This is a genomic window from Martinezella lusitana (assembly GCF_014207095.1).
Taxonomy (GTDB): Bacteria; Pseudomonadota; Alphaproteobacteria; order Rhizobiales; family Rhizobiaceae; genus Rhizobium; species Rhizobium lusitanum_B.
On the sequence record NZ_JACHBG010000007.1, the window covers coordinates 180,542 to 206,571 of the forward strand.

The following is a 26,030-nucleotide window of genomic DNA, read 5'->3' on the forward strand; positions in this document are numbered from 1 at the left end:
CTCTCCTTTTGGTGGGAGATCATGCCCTTGCGCCTGCGCGCCAATTCAGAAGGCGCGTAAAATTAGACTGCAAGCCTCTCCCTGGGAAATATTCAACGACATTGTTTGCGGGGTCAAGAGCAAGCAGAAACAATTTATTAGCGTGGGCGAATGTGATCATCTCGCTCAAGGCGCAGCCGTAAAGCAGTCACGCTGGCGCTGCTCTGCCGATCCTAACGCGGTATGATTTTGCAATGGTGATGGTAAGGTTGTCGGCTGGTAGAGCCCGATGCGATAGCCGTCCGGATCGGCAAGGACGGCTCCAAGGCCGTAAGGTGCAGGTGAAACAGGATCGAGCAGATGTCCGCCTTGTCGCCCCAGCTCTTCGATGACGGCATGCATCTGCTTGCTGGATAAAGTGAAAGTCGGAAATGGATGACGGCCCGGGCAAGGTTCACCGAGCATGAAGCTCATGCTGAAGTCAGCCGACAGGCGGGTGAAGATGAAATTCTGGTTCACCGCCTGATGCCGTTCGAACGTAAGGCCGAACAGAGCGTGATAGAATGCCTCCGTCCGGTCGAGATCGAGGACTTGGAAAATAAGGCAGGCTTCGGCGGGGCGCAGTGACATGAAGGATTGTTCCTTGGCGAATTAAGGCTAGATGACGTCAGCTATCATCAGGGGGTTCCCGTCGAGATCCTTGAGTGTGAAGAAGACGTCGTCGCGGATTGCGGAGAGAGCAAGAACCGGCAGCGCTCGGCAATGATCATGCGCGCCTTTCAGATTTGCGGTCTTGAAATAGAAGATCGGCTTGGCATCCTGCGGGCCGACAAACGCCTTGCTGTCCAGCACGAGATTCGTTTCGCCGACCATGGGCACGCGCCAGAGATGGCCATGGGCGATCTCGCCGATGGGGGCGATCTCGAGGAGGCGGGCATACCATGCTCGTGCCGAGATAATTTCGCGGACAGGAATGAAGACTGCACCAATAGAGCGCGTGATCAATTTCGACTCCACCGAACCGGGTTTTCTGTCCACTATCGCCTGTAAATTGCAGAAGGATTACGCGTGACTGGCGATGATGAAACAGCGTAGCGAAGGAGGCATCGGCGCTTCTGCTTCGGTTAGAGCGGGGCGGGCAGCGCGGCGCCGGCTCCTGCGGGTCGACCAGGTAGAAACACCCGTGCTAGGCTGATGATGGTTGCATTATGTGTCGTCATTGCTACGGCATCGAACTGGGAGAGTGGACGTGCGCAGCTTTTTAAACCGTAAGGAAGATCTCGTTTCTGAAGCGATCGATGGGTTGATTGCGGCAAGTGGCGGGCGGCTGGTGCGGTTCTCACCGGACAGCAGCGCAAGGGTGGTCCTGCGGGCAGACTGGCAGAAATCGGATGTTGCCATTGTTTCCGGCGGCGGCTCCGGTCATGAACCTTCCCATGCCGGATTGGTGGCGGATGGCCTGTTGACGGCTGCGGTTTGCGGCGAAGTCTTTGCCTCTCCGAGCGTGGATGCCGTCCTCGCAGGTATCGTTGCGGTAACCGGGGATGCCGGCTGCCTGCTCGTCGTCAAGAATTACACCGGTGACCGGCTGAATTTCGGTCTTGCTGCCGAAAAGGCCAAAGCGCTTGGGCTCAAGGTGCAGATGATCATCGTTGCCGATGATCTGGCGACATCTCAGTCGCGGCAGCCACGCGGCATTGCCGGCACCCTGTTCGTTCACAAGATTGCCGGACATCTGGCACGGGCCGGCGCTGGCCTGGAGGAGATTGTCGCCATTGTCGAGCAGGCAAATCGCGGGATCGTCACGATCGGTGCGGCGCGCGATACCTGCACCGTACCGGGCAGTCCGAAGGTCGAGCGGATAGGAGTAGACGAGGTCGAGATTGGGTTGGGGATTCACGGCGAGCCTGGCGTGGAGATCGCGGCACCCAAAAGCTCAAGCGTGTTGATCGACGATCTGGTATTGCGCCTTACGCCGCGGCTGAAGCCTGATGTCGACTATGCGGTAATTTTCAACAATCTCGGCGGCCTTTCCAATCTAGAATGCCTGGTGCTTTTCTCGGATCTGATGAAATCGACGCTGCGCCCGAAGCTTCGCTATGTCGCAGGGCCGGCTCCCGTCATGACGGCGCTCGAAATGCCCGGCTTTTCGATCTCGCTGCTCGAATTGACGAGTGAGCGCGAGACGTTCCTGACGTCGCCGACGGCTTCCCCCTATTTTCCAAGGTTTGAAAGGCTTCACAAAGTCGAGCCGGTTGCCGCACCAAAAGTCGACGCAGGGGAAGTTTTTGTGGCGTCTGCCGATGCCCCTGTGCGCGCCGTTGTCGAGACGATCATTGAAACCTGCCTTGCCATGGAGGCGGATATCAACGCGCTTGACGCCAAGGTTGGCGATGGGGATACCGGCAGTACCTTTGCCGGAGCCGCAAGAGCGGTAAAGGCTGCAATCGACAGGCTCCCCTTTGCCGACGGAGCCGCATTGTTCTCTGCCCTCAGCGACCTCAAGCGCAAGGCCATGGGCGGCTCGAGTGGCGTCCTGTTCGCCATCATGATGGCGCGCAGCGCAGATGCCTATCGGCAATCGAAGGACTGGGTCGCGGCTCTTTCAGAAGGCTTGCAGGCAATTCAGCAATATGGTGGGGCCAAGCCGGGAGATCGCACGATGGTTGACGCGCTTTCGCCGGCCCTTGCTGCCCTCGCAAAGGGAGAGGGCTCGGCGTCGGCCGCCAGCGCCGCGCGGCGCGGAGCGGATGCCACCGCAGCCATGACACACGCCAACGCCGGCCGCTCATCCTATCTGGAGGCACGGTCCCTTGAGGGAATTGCCGATCCGGGTGCTGAGGCGATCGCGCGCATCTTCGAGGCGCTTGCTGCCTCTGCAGGGGATTTGGATCGATAATCTCTTGCTCGTTGCCGCCGGTGTGGACAAAGCATGGCTTCGACGAAGCTCTCCCTTGCTTCTATGCCGATAATCAAAGGGCGGTCGCGCTCTACGAGGCGGAAAAAACGGACAAAAGTCGGACCATCTTTCTTGCATCGCAGTACGGGGCAATTGGAGTGCCGCCATTAATTCGTGATCGGTGCCAAGTGCGACCACTTCTCATTCAAAGAATGTCGTGATGTTCAGCGGGTGATCACGCCTGAACTGGTCGTGAAGTTGCGCCGGCTCCGGCCCTCATGTCGCGTCGAGATAAGGCTTTAGTGGCATGTCGTCATGTCTTGGCACCGTCTGCCGTTCGATCATGTGATGGATAACAGGCGGTTCGCTGCCACGATGCAGCGCTTCGAGGCGCTCCGAAACGTCGACATCGGCATGCGTCTGACGCTGGCTGTGCCGGACATAGTCGATCCAGGTCGGCAGATGATAGCTTTCGGTCCAGGTGTTGGGCTTTTCCAGATCGCGCAGCAACGACCATTGCTTTGCGCCATCCCGGATCCGCATCCTGCGGCGCTGGGCCATGACGGCAAGGAATTCAGGCACGTCGTCCTGGTCGATGCTGTAGTCCACCATGACAAGGATCGGGCCGCTCCTTGAGCGGAGATCCAGTTGCAATTGCGGTTCGCTGAAGGTGTTTGTCGGGTCGAGATTAAGCGACTCGAAATCCGGCTGACGCAGGGCAAGGCCAAGCAGGCCGCCTATGGCCAGCGTAACGCTTGCGATGACAAGCGCGCCGGTGACGCCATGGCTATCGGCGATCTGGCCCCAGAGCCAGCTTCCCATTGCCATGCCGCCGAACGTGGCAGTCTGGTAAAGCGAGAGCGCGCGGCCGACCACCCAACGCGGCGTCGACAGCTGAACCGTGACGTTGAACAGGGAAAAGGCCTGTACCCAGGCGACGCCGGCCGGCATGAGAAGAAGACAGCTCAACCATACCTGATGGCTAAGAGCGAGGAGGAAGCAGCTGACCGCCAGCGTGAAGAACGCGCAGCGGATCACCCATTCGTTGCTCAATAGGTCGCGAATGCGGCCGATCAGGAGCGCGCCGCAGATGGCGCCGAAGCCAAAGAAGCCGAGCATAATGCCGTAGGTGATGGCCGTTCCGTGCACATGATCGCGCGCGACCAGAGGCAACAGCGCCAAGATCACGATGGCCGTCAAACCAAAGACGAAGCTGCGGCACATAACCTTGAGAAGATTGGGCGACATCAGGACATAGCGGAACCCGGCGGACATCGCACTGCCGAAGGGCTCGCGCGGCAGCGCATTGCGCGCGGGTGTCTTCTTCCAGCGCCAGAGCGTTATGATAAGAGCGAAATAACAGAAGACGTTGAAGAGAAACGCGAAGGCGGCACCTGCGGCCGCGACGATGACGCCGCCGATGGCCGGTCCGATGCTGCGCATGAGATTATAGCTCATGCTGTTGAGCGCGACAGCGCCCGGCAGATGGTCGCGTGGCACGACATCGCCCATCGAAGCCTGCCAAGAGGGATTGTGGAGGGCGCCGCCGCAGCCGATCAGAAAGGTGAAACAGAGCAACAGCCAGGGCGTCAGGGCATTGGTATAGGACAGCACGGCCAGCGTTGCCGACACGCTGAGCATCAGCATCTGTGCGATCAGCATAATCCGCCGCCGGTCGTAGTTATCGGCAAGGGCCCCTGCGGCAAGCGAAAAGATCATCACAGGCAGGGTCGTGGAGGATTGGACCAGTGCGACCATGCCATGGGAGGTGGCGAGACTGGTCATGAGCCACGCCGCGCCGACACCTTCGACCAGCCCGCCAAGATTGGAGATGAGCGTTGCAGACCAGAGTGAGCGGAAAGTCTTGGACTGAAACGCGACGAGCGGCGAAGTTCTTTTGGGCATGTCGACTTTTCTTCACAGGATTGTCTTGCTCGGCGGGCGCAGCAAAGTCGCTCAAGGGCAAGCGCAGCCGAGTCGACACGAAGCCTATAGTGATTTGCTAAATTCCGAAACGATTTTGGAATAATATTCTCGGCGAAGATGGCGAAATCATGCGACGCCGAGTAGCATCCGGCACGTTTCAGTCATGGGTGAGGGCGGAGCCTGCCCTATCAAAGCCGTCAGCGCCCTGAAGCCGGACGAGCCTCATGGCTCTCCTACGCCTCTTCTGCGTGATGCAAATGCTTGATGGGCTACTCATGAGCGGCGGCGAACGGCGCTGGAGGCGTCCTGGCGACAGGAACATCACCGACCGCGAGTTCGTAATCTGATCAAGGAATGTGTTCGTCGCCCTGTCGGGCGATCTAGACCTGCCAGCTGTTCTCTCCTCGCCCGATATGTTGTGATCGGCGGGAGAGGGGGCAGCCTGAAGTAGCTCGCATGTCGCCACGACCTTGGAGGTCGACAGCCTATTGCAAAAGGATTGCGCGGAAATCGTTGACGTTCGTGCCAGTCGGGCCGCTTACGAAAAGGTCACCAAGCGCGTCAAAGGCCGACCAACTGTCGTTGCGATCAAGAAAGTCGACGGCGTCCTTTCCTTGAGCTGCAAGTCGCGAGACGGTGGTGCCGTCGGCAAAGGCGCCGGCATTGTCCTCCGAACCGTCGATACCGTCGGTGTCGGCTGCAAGTGCCGAAACTCCATCCTGGCCGGATATGGCGCAAGCCAGAGACAGCAGGAACTCGCTGTTGCGGCCGCCCTTGCCCTTGCCCTTGATTGTCACCGTAGTCTCGCCGCCCGACAGGACGAGGACAGGGCTTTGCGGCGCCAGGCCTCGCTTTGAGATTTTGGCCACGATCGCTGCATGTTGGCGGCCGACTTCGGATGCTTCGCCTTCGATGGCGTCCGAAAGGATGATGGGTTCTACGCCGGCATTGCGTGCGACGCCGGCGGCGGCCTCAAGAGCGATGGCGGCCGAAGCGACCAGCTTGACCTCGTTTCGCACAAAGCGGGGATCTGATGGTAAAGGTGGTTCGCCAATGCCATTTGCGATATGGCGTGTGACGGCTTCCGGCAAGTCGAGCCGGTAGCGGTCTATGATCTCGAGCGCTTCGGCACGCGTGGCCGTATCGGCAATGGTGGGGCCGGAGGCGACCAGCGCCGGATTGTCGCCCGGAATATCGGAAACGACGAGAGAGACTACGCGGGCGGGATAGGCAAGAGCGGCCAGACGGCCGCCCTTGATACGCGAGACCTGCTTGCGCACGGCGTTCATGGCGCTGATCGGCGCACCGGAGGCAAGCAGCGCGCGGTTGACGGCGACCTCGTCGGCAAGCGTGAGATCGCCGGCCGGAGCCGGCAGCAATGCCGAGCCACCGCCGCAGATGAGGGCGACGACCAGATCGTCTTCGGTGAGGCCGCTCACCGCCGCCATCAGCCGCTCCGCTGCGAGCAGACCGCTTTCGTCCGGCACAGGATGCGCGGCTTCAAGAACCTCGATACGCTCGCATCGGACGGCATAGCCGTAGCGCGTCACGACGACACCGGAAAGTGGCGCATCCCAAAGACGCTCGAAGGCGCGCGCCATTTGCGCCGCCCCTTTACCCGCGCCGACGACCACCGTACGACCCTTCGGCTTTTCCGGCAGATGGGCAACAAGCGCCTTGTCCGGATCGGCCGCAGCCACTGCTGCATAAAACAACTTTTCCAGAAAGGCGCGAGGGTTGGAAATGGGCGGCATCGAGCTTCTCACATTCCAGAGCGTCTTCGCCTTTCCGGCGAAGCGCGAAAACGCTCTATTTCAGTTTCGGTACGCATTCAGGTCGGAAAACCGCTCAGCAATTTTCCTGATGGTGCTTTAGGCGACGGGATGGTTCGCCATGCGCTCCAGCGCCTTGACCAGGCCGGAGTGGTCGAGCCCGCTATCGCCATTGGCGGCGCATTGGTTGAAAAGCTCCTGCGTCAAGGCAGTGTTGGGTAGCGAGATGCCAAGCGCCTTTGCACCCTGCAGCGCGAGGTTCAGGTCCTTCTGATGCAACGAGATGCGGAATCCGGGCTCAAAGGTGCGCTTGATCATGCGCTCGCCATGCACTTCGAGGATGCGCGACGAAGCAAAGCCACCCATCAGCGCGGCGCGCACACGCGCCGGATCGGCTCCGGCCTTGGAAGCGAAGACGAGAGCCTCGGATACCGCCTCGATCGTCAGTGCGACGATGATCTGGTTGGCGACCTTGGTGACCTGGCCGTCGCCGCAATCGCCGACGAGCGTAATGTTCTTGCCCATCAGTTGAAGGAGCGGCAGCGCCCGTTCGAAGCTTGCCTCGGAGCCACCGGCCATGATCGAGAGCGAGGCATTTTTCGCGCCGACCTCTCCACCGGAAACAGGCGCGTCGATATATTCGGCACCGGTTTCGCGAACCTTCCTGGCGAATTCCTTGGTCTCGATCGGTGAGATTGAGCTCATGTCGATGACGAGCTTGCCTTTCGATAGACCATAGGCGACACCGTTTTCGCCGAAGAGGACATCCTTGACCTCGGGCGTATCCGGCAGCATCAGGATGATGGTGTCGACGGTTTCGGCGAGCGCTTTTGGTGTCTCGACGACCTGCAGGCCGTGGTCGAGCAATTCCTGACGCGGCGCAATCGCGAACTTGGAGGTGATGACGGTGTGGCCGGCATCCTGCAGGTGACGAGCCATGGGCGTTCCCATGATGCCGAGGCCGATAAATCCGATATGTGCCATGGTTCTTAGCTCCTGATAGTGAGAATAGCAGCGCTTTCGGCCTGGCGGCCGGCGGTCGCAAACCAGCCGAGCCCTGCCTCGGTCGTGGTGCGTGGCTTGTATTCACAGCCGATCCAGCCGTCATAGCCGAGCGCATCGAGTGCGTTGAAGACGAAGGGATAGGCGATCTCGCCGGTACCCGGTTCGTTGCGACCGGGATTGTCGGCAAGCTGCACATGGGCGATCTGGGCCTGATGCTTCTTGAACGTGCCGATCAGCTCACCCTCGGTGCGCTGCTGATGATAGAGGTCATATTGAATGAACAGGTTGTCGCTGCCGACCTCCGCTATGATCGAAGCGGCCTGATCGGGCGTGTTCAGATAGAAACCCGGAATGTCGAAGTGGTTGATCGGCTCGATCAGCAGGCGAATTCCGTACTTGCCCAATTCGGCTGCGGCATAGCTGAGGTTGGCGACGAAGGTCGTGCGCAAGATCTCGTTGGACATGCCAGACGGAGCGATGCCTGAGAGGCAGTTGACCTGCCTGCAGCCAAGCGCCGTTGCATAGTCGATCGCAGAGGCGACACCGCGGCGGAACTCGTCGATACGATCGGGGAAGATTGCGATCCCGCGCTCGCCGCCAGCCCAATTGCCGGCCGGCAGGTTGTGCAGCACCTGGGTAAGGCCATGACGATCGAGCTCGGCGCGAAGCGCATCCCTCTCGAACTCATAGGGGAAGAGATACTCGACGCCCTCGAAACCGGCCTTGGCTGCGAGTGCGAAGCGCTCGAGGAAGGGGGCCTCGTTGAAAAGCATGGTCAGATTGGCCGCAAATTTCGGCATGGGATGTCTCCTTTAGTCCAGCAAGGCAAGGGTCGCGGTCGGGGCGTCCTCGCCCCGCTCGGCAAGTTCCTCGAATTCGACGACGGCATTGATGTCGGCGCCCATGGCGATGTTGGTGACACGCTCCAGAATGAACTCGATGACGACAGGAACCTGATGTTCCGCCATGAGCTTTTTGGCTGTCGTGAATGCCTCCTGGAATTCGTTCGGGCTGCGCACGCGGATGGCCTTGCAACCGAGACCCTCGGCAACCGCGACATGGTCGACGCCGTAACCCGGCTCTGCGCCGTCCGTGGCGTTGATATTGTCGAAGGCGAGGCTGACCTCGAAATCCATGTTGAAGCCGCGCTGGGCCTGGCGAATGAGGCCGAGGTAGGAATTGTTCACGACGACATGCAGATAGGGCAACTTATGCTGGGCACCAACGGCCAATTCCTCGATGAGGAACTGGAAGTCGTAATCGCCGGACAGAGCCACGATCGGACGGTCCGGATCTGCAGCACGCACGCCGAGCGCTGCCGGCAGCGTCCAGCCGAGCGGGCCGGCCTGGCCGCAATTGATCCAGTTGCGCGGCTTGTAGACATGCAGGAACTGCGCGCCAGCGATCTGGCTGAGCCCGATGGTCGAGACATAGCAGGTGTCGCGATCAAAAGCCTTGTTCATCTCCTCGTAGACGCGCTGCGGCTTCAGCGGTGTCTGGTCGAAATGCGTCTTGCGCAGCATTGTGCGCTTGCGGTCGCGGCACTCCTCAGCCCAGGCCGACCAGTCGCGCAGCTTGCCGGCGGTCTTCCATTCGGTGGCGACGTCGAGGAGGAGCTTCAGCGCAGCGCCGGCATCCGAGACGATACCGAAATCTGGCGCGAACACACGGCCGATCTGGGTCGGTTCGATGTCGACATGCACGAAGGTCCGGCCCTCGGTATAGGTCGAGACATTTCCTGTATGACGGTTTGCCCAGCGATTGCCGATGCCAAGGACGAAGTCCGAGGCGAGCAGCGTGGCATTGCCGTAGCGATGCGATGTCTGCAGCCCGCACATGCCGACCATCAGCGGATGATCGTCGGGGATTGTGCCCCAGCCCATCAATGTCGGGATGACCGGAACACCGGTGATCTCGGCGAGCTCGACCAGAAGATCGGAAGCGTCGGCATTGATGATGCCACCGCCGGCAACGATCAAGGGCCGCTCGGCTGCATTGAGCATGGCGAGTGCCTTTTCTGCCTGCGCCCGCGTCGCCGACGGCTTATAGGGTTCAAGAGGGGCATAGGTGTCGATGTCGAACTCGATTTCAGCGAGCTGGACGTCAACCGGCAGATCGATCAGGACAGGGCCTGGACGGCCGGAGCGCATCGTATGAAATGCCTTCTGAAAGACAAAGGGAACGAGTGCCGGCTCCATGACGGTTACGGCCCATTTGGTGACCGGTGCTGCGATCTTGGCGATGTCGACGGCCTGAAAATCCTCCTTGTCGAGGCGCGCGCGCGGCGCCTGACCCGTAATGCAAAGAATCGGAATTGAATCGGCCGAAGCCGAATAAAGGCCGGTGATCATGTCGGTACCGGCCGGGCCGGACGTTCCGATGCAGACACCGATATTGCCGGCGCGCGCGCGGGTATAACCCTCGGCCATGTGGCTTGCGCCTTCAACATGGCGGGCAAGCACATGGCGGATCGAGCCGCGGGCTTTCATCGCCGAATAGAAGGGGTTGATCGCAGCACCGGGAACGCCGAAAGCGCAATGGATGCCCTCCTTCTCCAGAACCAACACTGCAGCATCGACTGCTCGCATCTTTGCCATGGGAATTCCTCCGTTTCTGTATCGAAGGTAGCGCATATGCCAGCTAGCGCAATCATAAAATGGAAATAAATCCCATTATATGGAAATAAACATTTTCAACAAATCTGGAACAATCGAGACTTAGCGGATATGTCATGAAACCGAAGCAGACTGCGCCAAGAGGCGCAGCGCGGGTTCGATCGGGAATGGGAATCGTGATGGAACATCGGGAAAAGACCAGGGGCAGGCCGGGTCGAAAACCAGCCGAGAATGCGGCGGCTTCGTCCGTCCAGGTGCTGGATCGCAGTTTGAAGCTTCTGGAGCTTGTGGCTGAAGCGGACGGCGCTGTTTTGACCGACCTTGCCGATCAATCGGCCATGGCGCCGTCTACGGTGCATCGGCTGCTGACATCTCTCGCCCAGCACGGCATGGTGGCGCATGACAGCGAAACCGGCGCGTGGACCATCGGGGTCAAAGCCTTCGAGATTGGAACAGCTTACTTGCGCTTCCGCAAGCTCAGCACGATCAGCAGGCCATTCCTGAAGCAACTCATGGAGGAAACCGGTGAGACGGCCAATATCGCCATCGAAGAGGATGGCGACGTCGTTTTCATCTCTCAGGCGGAAAGCCATGCGCCGATGCGCGCCTTTTTCCGACCCGGCCGGCGCGGGCCAATCCATGCCTCCGGTATTGGCAAGGCGATCATTTCGACCTGGCCGGACAGCCGGATCGAGGCTGCACTTGGCGAAGGCACGCTCCAGCATTTCACGGAGAAAACCCGCGATACGCTCCCTGCTCTGCTAAAGGACCTCACCGAGATCCGCTCGCGCGGCTGGTCGATCGATGACGAGGAACACACGCTCGGCATGCGCTGTGTGGCGGCGCCGATCTTCGACGAATATGGCGACGCCGTTGCAGGAATCTCCGTTTCGGGGCCGGCTGTGCGCTTGCCGGACGAGAAGGTCCATGCGCTCGGTCCGATCGTGCGGGCTGCGGCCGAAGGGTTGACGAAGGCCATGGGTGGACGTTCGAAACGCGCCTGAATGCCTTCACCGTCGCCTCCGATGACGGAGACGACGGTGTTGGTGGGCCGCCGCATCAATTGTCAGGCAAGCTGAAGTGACGCTTGAGCCATTGTTGCCGGCTTGTTGTTTTTGGTCTTCATCGCTTTTCCGGCAACATAGACTTCGGCGATGCAACGGTCGTCGCCCATGGTTTGAAGAATGAAGAGCTCCTCGGCGAGCGAGGTTACGGTGCGCATACGGAATTCCATCGCCGACTTCGCGCCGGAATCGAGCACGACGATATCGGCATCCGCGCCCGCCTGCAGCGAGCCGATCTGTCGTTCCAGTCCGAGCGCGAGCGCATTGCCGCGCGTCATGCGGTAGAAGGAATTGAACGGCGTCAGTCGCTGGCCCTGCAGATGCAGAACCTTATAGGCTTCGTCCATGGTTTCGAGCATCGAGAAGCTGGTGCCGGCGCCGACATCCGTCGCGACCGACCAGCGCGCACCGAGCTTGTCGAACTGTGCGGCATTGAAGAGACCGGAGCCGAGGAAGAGGTTCGATGTTGGGCAGAACACGCCGACCGCGCCGGTTTCGGCCAGAACGGCAACTTCCCGCTCGCTCATATGGATACAATGGCCGAGCAGCATGCGCTCGTTGAGCAGACCATAGCGGGCATAGATGTCCGTATAGTCTTTCGCCTCGGGGTAAAGGGAGGTCGTAAAGGCGATCTCATCCCGATTTTCTGAAAGATGCGTTTGGACGTAGCAGTCGGGATGCTCGGCGACGAGCGCCTTGCTCATCTCCATCTGCTCCGGCGTCGAGGTGATGGCAAAGCGCGGGCTGATCGCATAATGCGCCCGACCGCGGCCGTGCCATTTCTCGATAAGCCGCTTTGTCTCGTCATATCCGCGCTGCGGCGTGTCACGCAGCGCGTCCGGCGCATTGCGATCCATCATCACCTTGCCGCCGATCATGCACATGCCGCGTGCTTCGGCCGCCGTAAAATAGGCGTCAACACTTTCCGGATGCACCGAGCAATAGGCAACCGCCGTCGTCGTGCCGTTCGACAGGAGTTCGTCCATGAAACGGTCGGCCACCTCGGCCGCATGCGCGGCGCGGGCGAATTTCTGCTCCTCGACGAAAATGTAGGTGTTCAGCCATTCAAGCAGCTGCGCGCCATAAGACGCAATCGCCTGCGTCTGCGGGAAATGCAAATGCGTGTCGATAAAGCCGGGAAGGATGAGGTTCGGTCGATGATCCAAGATCTTGATATCGGCGCCGGTAAGCTTGCTTATGTCGCCATAGGGGCCGATCTCAACGATCTTTCCGCCGCGGACAAAAACGGCGCCATCCTCGATATAGCGATAGGATGCGGTGTCATCGATGCCTTGCGGTTCGGCAAGGAAGGTCAGGACGCGGCCACGGATCAGAACTTCATTCATTGGGTTTTCTCCCCATTGACGGCATTTTCATACCAGGAAACGAGCAGGCGGCGCTCCTCGTCGGTAATGTGCGAGGCATTGGCCGGCGGCATGGCGTGGCTTCGGCCCGCCTGCAGATAGATTTCGCGGGCATGGGCTGCGATATCGCGGTCGGTCTCGAAGACGACGCCCTTCGGAGGGGCGATGATGCCCTCCCAGCTCGGCTCCTTCGCATGACACATAGAGCAGCGCCCCATGATGGTGTCGCGAACTTTCGGGAAGGCCTGAGCCTCGACGAAGGGCTGCTGGATCGCCGAAAGCTTCGTGACCGGCTCGCCGGTCAGAATTTTCGGAACGGTCGAAAGCCACATGATAGCGATGAAGAGGATGACGGTGACGATCCATGTCCAGGTCGGCTTGCCGGCGTCGGCATGACGGGTGTTGAACCAGTGTCGGATCGTCACGCCCATCAGGAAGACAAGCGAGGCGATGATCCAGTTGAACTGCGTGCCGAAAGCCAGCGGATAGTGGTTCGACAGCATCAGGAACAGGACCGGCAGCGTCAGATAATTGTTGTGGGTCGAGCGCTGCTTAGCGATTCGGCCATATTTCGGATCTGGTTTGCGGTCGGCAATGAGGTCAGCGACCACGATCTTCTGGTTCGGAATGATGATGAAGAACACGTTGGCGGACATGATGGTCGCGGTAAACGCGCCAAGATGCAGAAAGGCGGCGCGACCGGTGAACAAGTGCGTATAGCCCCAGGCTACCGCCACCAGAATGAAGTAGAGCGCCACCATCAGCCGCGTATTGTCATTGCCGAAGGGCGACTTGCAGATCAGGTCATACATGATCCAACCGCCGGCGATCGATGCCAGCGAAATGGCGATGGCGACCGGCTTCGATACATCGAGTACAGCCGGGTCGATCATATAGAGGTCCGCCCCGGCATAATAGACGAGACAGAGCATGCCGAAACCGGACATCCAGGTGACGTAGCTTTCCCATTTGAACCAGACGAGGTGGCTCGGCATATTGGCCGGCGCCACCAGATACTTCTGGATATGGTAGAAGCCGCCGCCATGAACCTGCCATTCTTCGCCGTAGGCGCCTGGCGGCAGGGCAGGGTGCTTCTTCAGGCCAAGGTCGAGCGCCACGAAATAGAATGACGAGCCGATCCAGGCGATTGCTGTGATAACGTGCAGCCAACGGACGGCAAAGGTCAGCCAGTCCCAGGCGATGGCATATTCGTACATGGGAACTCCCTCCCGATTTCCATGGGATTGTTTGCCATCGCTCGATTTTCACGAAAATCCCGGGGAATCCGCAACACTTTCAAAAAAATCTATAAGATGCCCCCCGCTTTGTTCTGCTTTGCGATGTGGTAGAAAGAGTTATGTCCTATCTTGATAACGTCCGTGTCTTCGTTCGCGTGGTCGAACTCGGTACCCTCTCGGCGGCAGGGCGCGATCAGCGCGTCACGCCGGCGGTTGCCAGCAATCGCATAAAGGAACTCGAGCGGCATCTCGGCGTGCGTCTGTTCAACCGCACGACGCGTAAGCTCTCGCCGACCGAACATGGACGCGTTTTCTATGAGAAGGCGGTAAAGATCATCGAGGCGGTCAATGAGGCCGAAGCGGCGATTGCCGATCTGTCCCGCAATCCGAAGGGTTCGCTCAGGATCACCGCGCCGCTCGGCATCGGCCGCCGGCTTGTGGCCTCGGGCATTCCGGAGTTTCACGACAAATACCCGGATATCGAGGTGCGTGTTCGCCTCTCGGACCACAATGTCGATATTCTGGCCGAAGGTGTCGACGTCGCCTTTAAGCTCGGCGTGCTTGAGGATTCCAATCTGCGCATGCGCGGCATCCTCAACTGCGAACGCGTGCTGTGTGCTTCGCCCAGCTATCTCGAGCGTCGCGGCGTTCCCTTGACGGCTGACGCATTGATCGCCGACAAGCATGACTGCCTTCTGTTGCGCTATCCGGGCTCGAAGGAATATTACTGGACGCTGATGACGGCGGAAGGTGTGCGCAAGTTCGAGGTTGCGGGACCCTATGACAGCGACGATGGCGATGTCCTCACTCAATGGGCGCTGGAGGACCGTGGCATCATCAACAAGCCTCTGTTTGAAGTGAAGGCCTACCTTCGGGAGGGCCGATTGGTGGAGATCCTGAAGGAAAGCCCGCCGGCGCCGGTGCAACTCGCCGCCATCTATCCGCACAAGCGTTTTCAAGATCCCAAGGTGCGCCTGATGATCGATTTCATGGCTGAGCGCTGTCAGCGGCTCATCGGCAAGTTACTTGCCGATGAGCCTGCAGCCGTAGCACCATGATCCGAAGGCCTTGCCTCACAATACTGTCTCCTTGACCAGACGGATTCAGGACATCGCATGCGAGCGTGAGGAGAGTGGTGATGACGTTTCAGAATCAGGAAGTTCTTATATGACTACTGATGGTCATATAGAGAATTGACATGAAGGAAATCCAGCTCAAGGATGCCAAAGCGACGCTTTCCGCCGTCGTCGACCAAGCCGTGGCCGGCGAGCCGACCACTATCACTCGCCATGGCCGTAAAGAGGCCGTGCTGGTTTCCTTCGAAGAATGGGAACGAATTTCCAGAGTGCCGGACTTTGCAGATCTGCTTTTGGCTTTTCCTGGAGAAACGTCGGATATTCCAGAACGATCGCGAAAGCCTGCCCGCGCATTGCGTGAAAACGGCCTTTGACCTTGTATCTTCTGGACACCAATATTGTGTCGGCCGATGCCCCGACCAAGCGGAACGTCGGTATCGATGCATTTGCAGCCTGGATGCGTGCGAATAGCGACCGGCTTTGTCTATCAGCAATCTCCATTGCCGAGATTGAGGCAGGAATTGCGCGTGCAGTAAGGATCGGGGCAACGACCAAAGCAGCGCTGTTGCGTCGCTGGCTCGCGGCGGTCGCACATTTTTACGCGGGTCGAATTCTGCCATTCGGAATGGAGGAAACGAGACACGTTGGCCTGATGCTTGACAGAGCACGCGCTCACGATCCTGGCTTCGAGGACATTGCCATCGCCGCGACTGCGGCTGCGCATGGTCTTACTGTCCTGACGGCCAACGAGCGTCATTTCGAGCCGCTTGGCGTGCCGCTCGCAAATCCCCTAAAGCAGTTACCTATTATCCAGTGACAGGTTTTAGTGAGACCGGCTGCCTGCTGCAGCCAGCCGAGATCTTGCGACGGCTTTCGCGGGACGATGATACGGCAAGGGTATTCAGCTCATTGCCGAAAGGCTAGCGATTGGCGGCGCCCACAAGTTTGATCCGCTCGGCCGCCCAACTCAGCGCGGCTGTCATGATTTCGGCAGCGGCAAGGGTTGCGATAACGGTCGGGCGCTTGTCCTTTATCGCGGTTCCACCGATCGGGCAGATGAGGCGATCGAAAAGATCCGCGTGACCGATTTCCCGTGCCAGCCAGTTGCGGAAGGTGGCGCGCTTGGTTTTCGACCCTATCATGCCGACATAGGCGGCATCGGAGCGTTTCAGCGCTTCGGCTGTGATCAGAAAATCGAGTGCGTGGTCATGGGTTAGGATCACGAAGCTGCTGCCGGCTGGCGCGTCGCGCACGACCGCCTCCGGCATGGCCGTCAGGCAAGTTTCAATGCGCGGCACGGTGCAGGCGGTCAGCTCATCCTCGCGCGTATCCACCAGCACCACGCGCAGCGGCGCCAGCGAAAGCGCCATGGCGAGCGCATCGCCGACATGGCCTGCTCCAAAGACGTAGACATGTGGGCGCGCGGCCATTTCCCGGTCGCTGCGAGCGACAAGATCGTTGGCAAGCTGCGGATTGAGCGCGGTGAAGGCAAGTCCCACCCGACCGCCGCAGCACTGGCCGATCTCCGGGCCGAGCGGAACGCTCATCGGTTCTGCCGCAAGGCCGGAGCGCAACGCCCTACGGGCCTGGTCGATGGCCATATATTCCAGCTGCCCACCGCCAATCGTCGCGAAAATCGCATGTTCCGACACCAGCATCCAGGCATCGGTATCGCGCGGCGCCGAGCCGGCAACTCCGGTCACTTCGACAAGGATCGATGCCGGTTCGCGGCGCAGGAAATCCCGGATATCTTCGCGGGCGGCAGACATGACCTCACTCCTTGTTCGCCGCCTTGAGACGCTCGATCGCCATCAGCACCCGTTCCGGTGTTGCCGGCGCGTCGAGACGCGGGCAGATCTTGTGATCGGCAACGCTTGCGACCGCATCCGAAAGCGCGTGCAAGACGGCAAGGCCAAGCGGCAGCGGCGGTTCGCCGACCGCCTTCGACCGATGGATCGTTGGCTCATAGGCCTCGGACCAGTCGGTCAGCGCCACATTGAAAATCTTCGGGCGGTCGGATGCAAGAGGGATCTTGTAGGTCGACGGTGCATGCGTGCGCAGTCGGCCCTTGCCATCCCACCAGAGCTCTTCTGTCGTCAGCCAACCCATGCCCTGGATGAAGCCACCCTCGATCTGGCCGATATCGATGGCCTTGTTCAGCGAACGGCCGGTATCGTGCAGAATATCCGTGCGCTCGACGACGTACTCACCGGTCAGCGTGTCGATGGAGACTTCCGAGCAGGCCGCACCATAGGCGTAATAATAGAACGCGTGGCCGCGCCCGGCCTTGCGGTCCCAATGGATCTTCGGCGTCTTGTAGAAACCCGCAGCCGAAAGCTGGACGCGGGCCATATAGGCCTTTTTAACGAGGTCATCGAACGGGATTTCGATATCGCCGATCCGCACCCGGTTCGGCAGGAATTTGACCTGGTCGCGCGTCACCTGATGGCTTTCAGCCGCAAAGGCGATCAATCTCTCCTTGATCTGGCGCGCGGCGTCTTGTGCCGCCATGCCGTTCAAATCCGCACCCGAAGAAGCGGCGGTCGGCGACGTGTTCGGCACCTTGGCCGTCGTCGTCGCGGTGATTTTCACCCGATCGAGATCGATCTGGAACTCCTCCGCCACGACCTGAGCCACCTTCAGATGCAGACCTTGCCCCATCTCCGTGCCGCCATGGTTCATGTGCACGGAACCGTCGCTATAGACGTGGACCAGTGCTCCGGCCTGGTTCGACTCTGTCTTGGTGAAAGAGATGCCGAATTTCACTGGAGTGAGCGCGATGCCGCGCTTGACGATGCGGCTCTTTGCGTTGAACTCGGCAATGGCCTTGCGGCGTCCGGCATAGTTGGCGCTTTCCTCCAGTTCCGCGACGATACGCTGGATAATGCAATCCTCGACCCTCTGGTGATAGGGGGTGAGATTGCGCTCGCCCTCGACGCCCATCGCGTCATAGAAATTCAGTTTGCGGATCTCGAGCGGATCCTTGCCGACCGCAAAGGCGACTTCGTCGATGACGCGCTCGGCGCCCACCATCCCCTGCGGTCCGCCGAAACCACGAAAGGCGGTGTTGGAGACGGTATTGGTGTAAAGCGGTGCCGACTTTGCATGAACATGTGGGAAGAAATAGGCATTGTCGCAGTGAAACAGCGCGCGGTCACCGACCGGGCCGGAAAGGTCGGCGGAAAATCCGGCCCGAAGCGCGAAGGTATAGTCGACGGCAAGGATGCGGCCTTCGTCATCGAAGCCGACGTCGTAGTCGATAGCAAAATCATGCCGCTTGCCGGTGGCGGCCATATCTTCGTCACGGTCGAGGCGGATCTTGACGGCGCGTTTCAGCTTCTTGGCGGCGATCGCCGCGATTGCGGCGCACTGGTTTGCCTGGGTTTCCTTGCCGCCGAAGCCGCCGCCCATACGGCGCACTTCGATCGTCACGGCATTGCTCGGCACGCCGAGCGCGTGGGCGACCATGTGCTGCGTCTCGCTTGGGCCCTGCGTCGAGCAATAGACGACGACTTCATCGTCCTCACCGGGGATGGCAAGCGAGATTTGGCCCTCCAGGTAGAAATGATCCTGTCCGCCGAGCCGCATGCGACCGGTGACGCGTCGCGGTGCGCTTGCAAGAGCAGTGGCAGCATCGCCGCGTTTCAGCGTCAATGGTGTCACCACTTGCCGATGGGTCGAAACGTCGAGATCCCAGATGTCGATATCGGCCGGCAGTTCCTCATAGTCGATCTTGGCAAGCCGGGCAGCGCGCCGGGCCTGCTCGCGCGTTTCCGCAATGACGCAGAAGATCGGCTGGCCGTGAAACTCGACCTTGCCGGCGGCGAGCACGGGATCGTCATGCATGTAGGAAGGCGAGATATCATTGACGCCGGGTACGTCCTCATGGGTCAGGACCGTGACGACGCCGGGGGCCGCGCGTACTGCCGAGAGATCGACCGATTTCAAAATAGCGTGTGCGACGGTGGACAGGCCGAGACCGGCATGCAACGTCCCGGCGGGTTCTGCGATGTCATCGATATAGACGGCCGCGCCGGAGACATGCTTATGCGCTGAATCATGCCTCGGGCTCGAATGGACACCGCCGACAATGGCTTCAGGTTTGAGATCCGTTGTATGCTTGTTCATGGGTTCACGCGGCCTCGTATCTGGACACCTGTGCCGGTGTCGCATGGGAGGTGGTTTCCAGGTAGAAGCGCAACAGAAGGTTCTTCGCGGCGAGCGCACGATAGTCCGCAGTAGCGCGCATATCGGTCAGCGGCGAATAATCCTCGGCATATTTCTCCATGGCGACCTCTACCGTCTCCTCGCTCCAGCTCTGGCCGAGCAGCGCTTTTTCGACGGCGAAGGCCCGTTTCGGCGTTGCGGCCATACCGCCATAGGCGATGTGGATTTCCGTCACCGTGCCATCGTCGGCAAGGGTCATGCGAAAAGCGCCCAGTGTGGCCGTGATGTCTTCGTCCCGGCGCTTCGTCACCTTGTAGACGGCGAATTTTTCGCCTGATGCCGGGATCGGAATATGCACGGTTTCAACAAATTCACCGGGTTGGCGATCCTGCTTACCGTAAGCGATGAAGAAGTCTTCAAGCGCGATGGTGCGCCGGATGGCACCTTTGCGCAAGGTCAACGATGCGCCGAGCGCAATAAGGGCCGGTGGCGTATCGCCGATCGGGGAGCCGTTGGCGATATTGCCGCCGATCGTGCCCATGTTGCGGACCTGCTGGCCACCGATGCGCGCAATGAGCGGACCGAACTCCGGAATATGCTGCGAGACTGTTTCAATCGCTTCCGAATAGGTGACGCCAGCACCGATGGAGATGCTGCCATCTTTCACGGTAAGCGACTTCAGTTCCTGCAGTCCCGCGATGAAAACGACCGGCGTGATGTCGCGCATGTGCTTGGTGACCCACAGGCCGACATCGGTGGAGCCGGCCACCACAGTCGCAGTTGGAGTGGCCTCAAGAAAAACGGCGAAATCGTCGAGGTTTGCCGGGACGACTAGCCGACCACGGCCTTCGCCGATTTCCACCCGCGCGCCATCCTGTAGGGCCTTGAGGCGCGCAATCATGGTTTCGCGCTCGACAAGCAGCGGATCGTTTTGTGTTCCGCCATAGCTGGAAATGGAGCGAGCGGCGCGCAGGATCGGTTCATAGCCGGTGCAGCGACAGAGATTGCCCTGCAAAGCGGTTTCGATCTGCTGGTCCGTCGGGTTCGGCGTCTGCATCCAGAGCCCATAGAGCGACATCACGAAGCCCGGCGTGCAAAAGCCACATTGCGAACCGTGAAAATCGACCATGGCCTGCTGCACGGGATGCAGATGGTTATCGCTGGGGGCCAGATGTTCGATAGTGACGACGTGGCAGCCGTCAAGCGAGCCAAGGAAGCGAATGCAGGCATTGACCCCCTCATAGACAAGTCTGTCTGAAGGCGTCAGCCGTCCGACAAGCACGGTGCAGGCGCCGCAATCACCCTCGGCGCAGCCCTCCTTCGTACCCTTCAGCGAGCGTGACAGTCGAAGCCAGTCGAGCAAGGTCTGGTCCGGCGCGACGTCATGAAGTGCAACATTCTGGCCGTTGAGGATGAAGCGCAATTCGGAGCGGATTGTCATCGGCATGATCGTCTAGCTCCCGCGATAGGTGGAGTAGCTGTAGGGCGAGAGAAGCAGCGGCACATGGTAATGCGCGCCCTCATCGCCAAGGCCAAAGCGGATCGGAATGATGTCGAGGAACATCGGGCCTTCACTCGAACGGCCAAGGTAGTCGCCGGCGTGGAAGTGCAGCTCGTAGACGCCTGACTTCACTTCGTCGCCCGCCAGCAGCGGCGCGTCGCATCGGCCATCGTCATTCGTCCGCGTGGATTTCAGAAGATGCAGCGTTTCTCCGTCCAACCGGTAGAGATCGATGCGCAGATCCTGCGCCGGCTTGCCGAGCGCCGTGTCCAGAACATGGGTCGTGAGCCGACCGGCTCCTTGCGAATGAGGCTGCATTTTCTTCTCCCGAACGTAGCGCTCCTGCATCCACTATCCGCCAGGCCTATTCCACTGAAAAGCAGCGGTATCGTTCGAGACTTTCAAAATTTCCAAGGGGAATAATGCGCGCATTTTGCGGTTAGAAATTTGTCATCGAAGACATTTGGAGGAGTGTTTCATGCGATATTGCCGTGACATGCACGGGTATGGCCAGACGCCACCGGCTGCACAGTGGCCAGGCGACGCACGCGTCGCCGTACAATTCGTCCTGAATTACGAAGAGGGTGGCGAGAACTGCGTGCTGCATGGCGACGCGGCATCGGAAGCCTTTCTGTCGGAAATCGTTGGTGCCGCCCAATGGCCCGGCCAGCGCCACTGGAACGTGGAATCGATCTACGAATACGGCGCTCGCGCCGGCTTCTGGCGCCTCCATCGGCTGTTTACCGAAAAGCAGGTCCCAGTCACCGTGTATGGCGTTGCGACGGCTCTGCAACGATCACCGGCACAGGTCGCCGCCATGCTGGAAGCCGGTTGGGAAGTTGCTTCGCACGGCCTCAAATGGGTCGAACACAAGGATATGGGACCGGAAGAGGAGCGGGCGGCGATTGCGGAAGCCGTGCGCCTGCACACGCTTGTCACCGGAGAGCGGCCGTGTGGCTGGTATACGGGGCGCTGTTCCGTCAACACCGTCGCTCTTGTGACGGAAGCGGGCGGCTTCGACTATATTTCCGACACCTACGCCGACGATCTTCCATATTGGTATGAGCATGGTGATCGCCACCAGCTGATCATTCCCTATACGCTCGATGCCAACGACATGCGTTTCGCAACGCCGCAGGGTTTCAACAGCGGCGACCAGTTCTTCAGCTATCTGAAGGACTCTTTCGACGCTCTCTATGCAGAGGGTGCCGCAGGCAGCCCGAAGATGATGAGTATCGGCCTGCACTGCCGGCTGATCGGGCGACCGGGTCGCGTCATGGCGCTTGCCCGCTTCATCGACTACATCCAAAGCCATGACAAAGTCTGGATCGCGCGGCGCATCGATATAGCCGAACATTGGGCCAGGACCCACCCGCCGAAGCCGGTTGCCGAGCGGCCCTCGCAGATGCCTGAAGCCGAATTTGTCGAACGCTTCGGCAGCGTTTTCGAACATTCGCCCTGGATCGCAAAGCGGGCCTATGCCGGCGAGCTTTCCCCGGCAAACGACACAGCCATAGGCCTCCACGCGGCACTCACTTTCCAGTTTCGTGCAGCGAGCGAAGACGAGCGGCTCGGTGTGCTCGTCGCTCACCCGGATCTCGCCGGCAAATTGGCGCAGGCCAAGCGCCTGACGGCAAGTTCGACCGAGGAACAGGCATCCGCTGGCCTCGATGCGCTGACGGATGAGGAGCGCAAGCGTTTCACCGAGCTTAACGACTGTTATGTCGGAAAATTCGGTTTCCCGTTCATCATTGCCGTCCGCGACCATACGAAAACCGGGATCCTCGCTGCGTTCGAGACCAGGATAGAGAATGACCGCGCCGCCGAATTCGCCACTGCCTGCGGTCAGGTGGAGCGAATCGCACGCCTGCGGCTTGCCGCCATGCTTCCCAATGAGGAGGGCGAGAGACCGCGCGAGCAGCGGCCTGCGGCATGAACGACGGATGCATGCATGGGAGCAACAGAGACGAGGAGAGCGTGAATGAAAGTGATCGAAATTCAGCCGTTGACCAACGCAGCCTTCTTTCCGTTTGGCGACGTCATCGAGATGGAAGGGGCATATAATTACCCCATCAATGCCGGAAAATGCGTGCGCTATCACGATCTGGCGAAGATCGAGACAACGGGCGAAAAGGCACGGGCGATGATCAGCCTCTTGCGCGGCGAACCGTATGAGCTGCCGCTAGAGCTAAAAATGGTCGAGCGGCACCCCCTCGGCAGCCAGGCCTTCATACCGCTGACGGACTACCCGTTCCTGGTCGTCGTCGCCAAGGAGACGGCGAACGGACCGGCCGAACCATTGGCCTTCCGGACGAAGCCAGGGCAGGGCGTCAATATCGGTCGCAATGTCTGGCACGGTATCCTGACGCCGCTCGATGGTCCCTCGGATTTTGCCGTGGTGGATCGAGGCGGCGAAGGTGTAAACCTCGAAGAGCATTTCTTTGACGAGCCGTTCCTGATCCGCTGAGCGATACTAGGGAGAATTCGAAGGATAAAAGGGGGCATCGTGGCAGCGGCGCCCCCTCTCCGAATAGTTAGGCTCTTCAAAAGTGACGGCCTTACGCCCATCCGGGGCAGCGGCCAAATCTGAATTTGGATCCAGCGGGAAGCTCAGCTTCAGCCGCGAAGATGCGCCTCTCGTCTCTCCAAAGAGTTTGCTGGTGGTAGCTGTAGCCTTCATTGTATGTAAAGTGTGAACAAGCGGTGGTCTCAGCCCCCAAATCGGGATCTTTGATCATAGCTGACTCAAGGATAATATTAGGGAAAATCAGATAGTTCACCGCCAAGAGTAGGTGAATTCAAACTGCACGTATCCGGAGATCAAGCATGGTTGCCGACAGGAAACTTGATAAGCTGACGATTGAGGATGCCTTCGACGCGATCGCGAAACTGGCTTCACAACGCGGCATCGTGTTGGACATGGCGGTTTATGGCGGATCATGCCTAGTTCTGGCCTCCGATATTCGCATGGCGTCGGAAGACGTTGATGCCGTCTATCTTAATCATGAGGAACAGGCGAGAAAGATCGTAGACACCATTACTCGGAGAAACCGTCTCCCTGAAGGGTGGATGAACCAGGCGGCAAAGCAATTCGCTCCTCCCCGAGGAAACCCCGCCCCTCATCTTCTGGAATTCAGAGACTATCCGAGAGATGGATCGGCGCTGGGGCTTCGGATCTTCACACCCACGCCAGAATATTTGCTTGCGATGAAGGTGCTGGCCAATCGAGCACCCGATGATGATAAGAATCTTACGGATATGACGGACGCTGTTGCGCTCATGAAGCTGACCGGGATCAATACTTTTGAGAAGATTGTTGAACTCATGGAGCAATGTTATCCTAACATTCCGGGAGTCGTAGTTCCAACCGTGTCCACGCGAATGAGCGCGAAGATCAAGGGTCTGGTCGATGAATACAATGGCGCCAATGCAGCAAATCCGACCTGGATCGCTGGCCGCGGCCGTCCGCTCGCACCTTGAAGCGGGTAGCGAGTTTCGCTACCACCTTGCCAGCTTTCTTGACGGTTTCTATCTGGACCCCTCCAGTCGACGAAGACGAGATAGGCTTGTTGATCCACCCGGTTTGACGGGAGACGAGCGTTTTGATGCGCTTGTAGGCGCGATTGGCGAGCATCTCTGCCGTCGATGGAGGGTAGGCCCGCCTCCGCTCTGGACAGAGGAGCCTGAACGCTTCCTGAAAAGGCCATGGTTCCTTGGTCCAGAACGCATGAAGCCCTTCTTTCTCGTGGAGAGCCCCAGCGCTTACAGGCGCCGGTTCATTTTCACGGAGATGGAGCCTCTCCGTCGAGCGCGAATGCCTCGTGACGCAATGTGGTGGCATACGGAGGGTATCCGGACCGGCATGACCCCACTTCCTGAGGAGGTTGTGACGACTGAATTTCTAGACGAGATATCGGATGCGTCACACACAAGCGCAATGTGAACCAGCTTCCATCAAGCCGGTTTTCGCTGCCGGTGACGGTTGCTAGCCCGGTCATAGGATACACAAACAGCCGGAACCCCATTGGGCGTTCCGGCTCCTTTTCAGCTCGATGCCTTTAGTCTGCAAAGAAGGCGAAGCGGACGATGAACAAGGCCGCGACGATCTGCGTTGCCAGATGCAGCGTCGACCAACGGCCAGTGCAAACTTTCAGCACCACATAGCTGATGAAGCCAAAGGCAAGACCGTTGGCGATCGAGTAGGTGAAGGGCATCGCAAGCGCGGTGAGGGCTGCAGGTGCTGCCTCCGTCAGATCATCCCATTCGATTTCGGTGAGCTCGCGCATCATCAGACCGGCGACGTACAGCAGCGCCGGGGCAGTCGCATAGGCCGGAACCGAAGCGGCGAGCGGCGAGAAGAACAGGGCCGCGATGAAGAGCACGGCAATCGTCAGCGCCGTCAGGCCCGTGCGGCCGCCAGCTTGAACGCCCGAGGCGCTTTCGACATAGGCGGTGGTGCTGCTGGTGCCCATCAGCGAACCAGCGACAATCGCTGCGCTGTCGGCGAGCAGGGCTCGGCTTAGGCGGCTCGGCTTGCCTTCCTCGAGCAGCTTGGCGCGCTTGGCGACGCCGATCAGCGTGCCCGTGGCATCGAAGACTTCGACGAGGACGAAGACGAGAATGATATGGACGAGGCCACCATGCAGAGCACCGACGATGTCGAGCTGCAGGAAGGTCGGCAGCATCGAGGGCGGTGCCGAAACGATGCCGTGGAACTGGCTGACGCCGAAGATCCAGGAAAGGACGGTGACGGCGAGAATGCCGATCAGGATCGAGCCCTTCACCTTCATCGCATCGAGAACGGCGATGACGAAGAAGCCGAAGATCGCAAGGAGCGGGCCAGTCTGCTTCAGATCACCGAGGCCGATGAGCGTGGCCTTGTTAGCAACAACGATGCCAGCGCTTTTCAGTGCGATGATCGCGAGAAACAGGCCGATACCGGCGGCGATAGCGCTTCTGAGCGAGCGCGGGATACCGGCAATTAGCCAGCTGCGCACGCCGGTTACCGTCAAAAGAACGAAGATGGAGCCGGAGATGAAGACGGCACCGAGCGCCTGCTGCCAGGTAAAGCCCAGCGCTGCGACGACGGTGAAGGCGAAGAAGGCATTAAGTCCCATGCCGGGCGCCATGCCGATCGGCCAATTGGCGACGACACCCATGATGATCGAACCCAAGGCTGCGGCAAGACAGGTCGCAACGAAGATGGCATTCCGATCCATGCCGGTGGTCGATAGAATATCCGGATTGACGAAGATGATGTAGGACATCGTCAGGAACGTCGTCACGCCTGCGATGAGTTCCGTGCGGACGGACGTGCCGTGCTCGCTTAGTTTGAAAAGCCGTTCAAGCATTGTTCCTCCCAAAGCGTTCCCGACGCTCGTGAAATCAAGGGGCTCGCCTGCATCTCCTCCGATGCCGGCCGCG

22 protein-coding genes are annotated in these 26,030 nt (G+C 59.7%); 8 read left to right on the top strand and 14 right to left on the bottom strand.

Annotated elements, in window-relative coordinates:
- Positions 1-165 precede the first annotated feature (165 nt).
- Both GGD46_RS17060 and GGD46_RS17065 read right to left on the bottom strand, forming a co-directional pair.
- The gene (locus tag GGD46_RS17060) at positions 166-609 is read right to left on the bottom strand and encodes a VOC family protein (RefSeq protein ID WP_184705947.1); all 444 of its coding nucleotides are present in this window, start codon (positions 607-609) and stop codon (positions 166-168) included.
- Between the two features lie 27 nt (positions 610-636).
- A complete protein-coding gene (locus tag GGD46_RS17065) occupies positions 637-984 on the bottom strand; it encodes a VOC family protein (protein ID WP_184705949.1) in 348 nt (115 codons plus the stop codon).
- Positions 985-1,228: 244 nt separating this feature from the next.
- On the opposite strand from GGD46_RS17065, the gene GGD46_RS17070 reads away from it, so the two are divergent.
- On the top strand, positions 1,229-2,878 hold the full coding sequence (locus GGD46_RS17070) for a dihydroxyacetone kinase subunit DhaK (RefSeq protein ID WP_184705951.1): 1,650 nt from the start codon (positions 1,229-1,231) through the stop codon (positions 2,876-2,878).
- Positions 2,879-3,154: 276 nt separating this feature from the next.
- On the opposite strand, the gene GGD46_RS17075 is transcribed toward GGD46_RS17070, so the two are convergent.
- The 5 genes from GGD46_RS17075 to gcl form a co-directional block, all read right to left on the bottom strand.
- Positions 3,155-4,783, bottom strand: coding sequence for an MFS transporter (locus tag GGD46_RS17075; RefSeq protein WP_184705953.1), 1,629 nt, complete (start codon positions 4,781-4,783; stop codon positions 3,155-3,157).
- Positions 4,784-5,289: 506 nt separating this feature from the next.
- Entirely contained in the window at positions 5,290-6,558 is a 1,269-nt protein-coding gene (locus GGD46_RS17080; protein ID WP_184705955.1) for a glycerate kinase, read from the bottom strand.
- 117 nt (positions 6,559-6,675) lie between these two features.
- The gene (gene glxR, locus GGD46_RS17085; RefSeq protein WP_184705957.1) at positions 6,676-7,560 is read right to left on the bottom strand and encodes a 2-hydroxy-3-oxopropionate reductase; all 885 of its coding nucleotides are present in this window, start codon (positions 7,558-7,560) and stop codon (positions 6,676-6,678) included.
- Between the two features lie 5 nt (positions 7,561-7,565).
- Positions 7,566-8,381 (bottom strand): hydroxypyruvate isomerase, encoded by an 816-nt coding sequence (gene hyi / locus GGD46_RS17090; RefSeq protein ID WP_184705958.1) that lies wholly within the window; start codon positions 8,379-8,381, stop codon positions 7,566-7,568.
- Positions 8,382-8,393: 12 nt separating this feature from the next.
- Positions 8,394-10,178 (bottom strand): glyoxylate carboligase, encoded by a 1,785-nt coding sequence (gene gcl, locus GGD46_RS17095; protein ID WP_184705960.1) that lies wholly within the window; start codon positions 10,176-10,178, stop codon positions 8,394-8,396.
- Positions 10,179-10,375: 197 nt separating this feature from the next.
- On the opposite strand from gcl, the gene bhcR reads away from it, so the two are divergent.
- The gene (gene bhcR, locus GGD46_RS17100; protein ID WP_184705962.1) at positions 10,376-11,200 is read left to right on the top strand and encodes an HTH-type transcriptional regulator BhcR; all 825 of its coding nucleotides are present in this window, start codon (positions 10,376-10,378) and stop codon (positions 11,198-11,200) included.
- 62 nt (positions 11,201-11,262) lie between these two features.
- Here bhcR and guaD read toward each other — a convergent pair whose 3' ends face one another.
- Together guaD and GGD46_RS17110 are read right to left on the bottom strand one after the other, a co-directional pair.
- A complete protein-coding gene (gene guaD / locus GGD46_RS17105) occupies positions 11,263-12,606 on the bottom strand; it encodes a guanine deaminase (RefSeq protein ID WP_184705964.1) in 1,344 nt (447 codons plus the stop codon).
- A complete protein-coding gene (locus tag GGD46_RS17110; RefSeq protein ID WP_184705966.1) occupies positions 12,603-13,841 on the bottom strand; it encodes a urate hydroxylase PuuD in 1,239 nt (412 codons plus the stop codon). Before GGD46_RS17110 ends, guaD begins: the two co-directional genes overlap by 4 nt.
- A 140-nt stretch (positions 13,842-13,981) precedes the next feature.
- On the opposite strand from GGD46_RS17110, the gene GGD46_RS17115 reads away from it, so the two are divergent.
- From GGD46_RS17115 to GGD46_RS17125, 3 genes are all read left to right on the top strand, one after another.
- The gene (locus GGD46_RS17115) at positions 13,982-14,920 is read left to right on the top strand and encodes a LysR family transcriptional regulator (protein WP_184705968.1); all 939 of its coding nucleotides are present in this window, start codon (positions 13,982-13,984) and stop codon (positions 14,918-14,920) included.
- 140 nt (positions 14,921-15,060) lie between these two features.
- Positions 15,061-15,312, top strand: a complete 252-nt coding sequence (locus tag GGD46_RS17120; protein ID WP_184705970.1) for a type II toxin-antitoxin system Phd/YefM family antitoxin — start codon at positions 15,061-15,063, stop codon at positions 15,310-15,312.
- A 2-nt stretch (positions 15,313-15,314) separates the two neighbouring features.
- The gene (locus tag GGD46_RS17125) at positions 15,315-15,755 is read left to right on the top strand and encodes a PIN domain-containing protein (protein ID WP_184705972.1); all 441 of its coding nucleotides are present in this window, start codon (positions 15,315-15,317) and stop codon (positions 15,753-15,755) included.
- A gap of 103 nt (positions 15,756-15,858) precedes the next feature.
- On the opposite strand, the gene xdhC is transcribed toward GGD46_RS17125, so the two are convergent.
- Genes xdhC through uraH form a run of 4 tightly spaced genes read right to left on the bottom strand, consistent with a single transcriptional unit; the run spans position 15,859 to position 20,924 of the window.
- Entirely contained in the window at positions 15,859-16,707 is an 849-nt protein-coding gene (gene xdhC / locus GGD46_RS17130) for a xanthine dehydrogenase accessory protein XdhC (RefSeq protein ID WP_184705974.1), read from the bottom strand.
- A gap of 4 nt (positions 16,708-16,711) precedes the next feature.
- Complete coding sequence (gene xdhB, locus GGD46_RS17135) at positions 16,712-19,066, bottom strand: xanthine dehydrogenase molybdopterin binding subunit (protein ID WP_184705976.1); 2,355 nt, start codon at positions 19,064-19,066, stop codon at positions 16,712-16,714.
- 4 nt (positions 19,067-19,070) lie between these two features.
- The gene (gene xdhA / locus GGD46_RS17140) at positions 19,071-20,552 is read right to left on the bottom strand and encodes a xanthine dehydrogenase small subunit (RefSeq protein ID WP_184705978.1); all 1,482 of its coding nucleotides are present in this window, start codon (positions 20,550-20,552) and stop codon (positions 19,071-19,073) included.
- Positions 20,553-20,558: 6 nt separating this feature from the next.
- Complete coding sequence (gene uraH, locus GGD46_RS17145; RefSeq protein ID WP_184705980.1) at positions 20,559-20,924, bottom strand: hydroxyisourate hydrolase; 366 nt, start codon at positions 20,922-20,924, stop codon at positions 20,559-20,561.
- A gap of 160 nt (positions 20,925-21,084) precedes the next feature.
- Here uraH and puuE point away from each other — a divergent pair, with 160 nt between their 5' ends.
- From puuE to GGD46_RS17160, 3 genes are all read left to right on the top strand, one after another.
- Positions 21,085-22,542 (top strand): allantoinase PuuE, encoded by a 1,458-nt coding sequence (gene puuE / locus GGD46_RS17150; protein ID WP_184705982.1) that lies wholly within the window; start codon positions 21,085-21,087, stop codon positions 22,540-22,542.
- Between the two features lie 45 nt (positions 22,543-22,587).
- Complete coding sequence (locus GGD46_RS17155; protein WP_184705984.1) at positions 22,588-23,073, top strand: ureidoglycolate lyase; 486 nt, start codon at positions 22,588-22,590, stop codon at positions 23,071-23,073.
- Between the two features lie 359 nt (positions 23,074-23,432).
- The gene (locus tag GGD46_RS17160; RefSeq protein WP_184705986.1) at positions 23,433-24,086 is read left to right on the top strand and encodes a hypothetical protein; all 654 of its coding nucleotides are present in this window, start codon (positions 23,433-23,435) and stop codon (positions 24,084-24,086) included.
- Between the two features lie 578 nt (positions 24,087-24,664).
- Here GGD46_RS17160 and GGD46_RS17165 read toward each other — a convergent pair.
- The gene (locus tag GGD46_RS17165) at positions 24,665-25,957 is read right to left on the bottom strand and encodes an NCS2 family permease (protein ID WP_184705988.1); all 1,293 of its coding nucleotides are present in this window, start codon (positions 25,955-25,957) and stop codon (positions 24,665-24,667) included.
- Positions 25,958-26,030: the final 73 nt, after the last annotated feature.

Bases quoted from the DNA above. Each gene is read 5' to 3' on its own strand.
- GGD46_RS17060 (WP_184705947.1), bottom strand. From the start codon at position 609: ATGTCACTGCGCCCCGCCGAAGCCTGCCTTATTTTCCAAGTCCTCGAT.
- GGD46_RS17075 (WP_184705953.1), bottom strand. From the start codon at position 4,783: ATGCCCAAAAGAACTTCGCCGCTCGTCGCGTTTCAGTCCAAGACTTTC.
- GGD46_RS17080 (WP_184705955.1), bottom strand. From the start codon at position 6,558: ATGCCGCCCATTTCCAACCCTCGCGCCTTTCTGGAAAAGTTGTTTTAT.
- glxR (WP_184705957.1), bottom strand. From the start codon at position 7,560: ATGGCACATATCGGATTTATCGGCCTCGGCATCATGGGAACGCCCATG.
- hyi (WP_184705958.1), bottom strand. From the start codon at position 8,381: ATGCCGAAATTTGCGGCCAATCTGACCATGCTTTTCAACGAGGCCCCC.
- gcl (WP_184705960.1), bottom strand. From the start codon at position 10,178: ATGGCAAAGATGCGAGCAGTCGATGCTGCAGTGTTGGTTCTGGAGAAG.
- bhcR (WP_184705962.1), top strand. From the start codon at position 10,376: ATGGAACATCGGGAAAAGACCAGGGGCAGGCCGGGTCGAAAACCAGCC.
- guaD (WP_184705964.1), bottom strand. From the start codon at position 12,606: ATGAATGAAGTTCTGATCCGTGGCCGCGTCCTGACCTTCCTTGCCGAA.
- GGD46_RS17110 (WP_184705966.1), bottom strand. From the start codon at position 13,841: ATGTACGAATATGCCATCGCCTGGGACTGGCTGACCTTTGCCGTCCGT.
- GGD46_RS17115 (WP_184705968.1), top strand. From the start codon at position 13,982: ATGTCCTATCTTGATAACGTCCGTGTCTTCGTTCGCGTGGTCGAACTC.
- GGD46_RS17120 (WP_184705970.1), top strand. From the start codon at position 15,061: ATGAAGGAAATCCAGCTCAAGGATGCCAAAGCGACGCTTTCCGCCGTC.
- xdhC (WP_184705974.1), bottom strand. From the start codon at position 16,707: ATGTCTGCCGCCCGCGAAGATATCCGGGATTTCCTGCGCCGCGAACCG.
- xdhB (WP_184705976.1), bottom strand. From the start codon at position 19,066: ATGAACAAGCATACAACGGATCTCAAACCTGAAGCCATTGTCGGCGGT.
- xdhA (WP_184705978.1), bottom strand. From the start codon at position 20,552: ATGCCGATGACAATCCGCTCCGAATTGCGCTTCATCCTCAACGGCCAG.
- uraH (WP_184705980.1), bottom strand. From the start codon at position 20,924: ATGCAGCCTCATTCGCAAGGAGCCGGTCGGCTCACGACCCATGTTCTG.
- puuE (WP_184705982.1), top strand. From the start codon at position 21,085: ATGCGATATTGCCGTGACATGCACGGGTATGGCCAGACGCCACCGGCT.
- GGD46_RS17155 (WP_184705984.1), top strand. From the start codon at position 22,588: ATGAAAGTGATCGAAATTCAGCCGTTGACCAACGCAGCCTTCTTTCCG.
- GGD46_RS17160 (WP_184705986.1), top strand. From the start codon at position 23,433: ATGGTTGCCGACAGGAAACTTGATAAGCTGACGATTGAGGATGCCTTC.
- GGD46_RS17165 (WP_184705988.1), bottom strand. From the start codon at position 25,957: ATGCTTGAACGGCTTTTCAAACTAAGCGAGCACGGCACGTCCGTCCGC.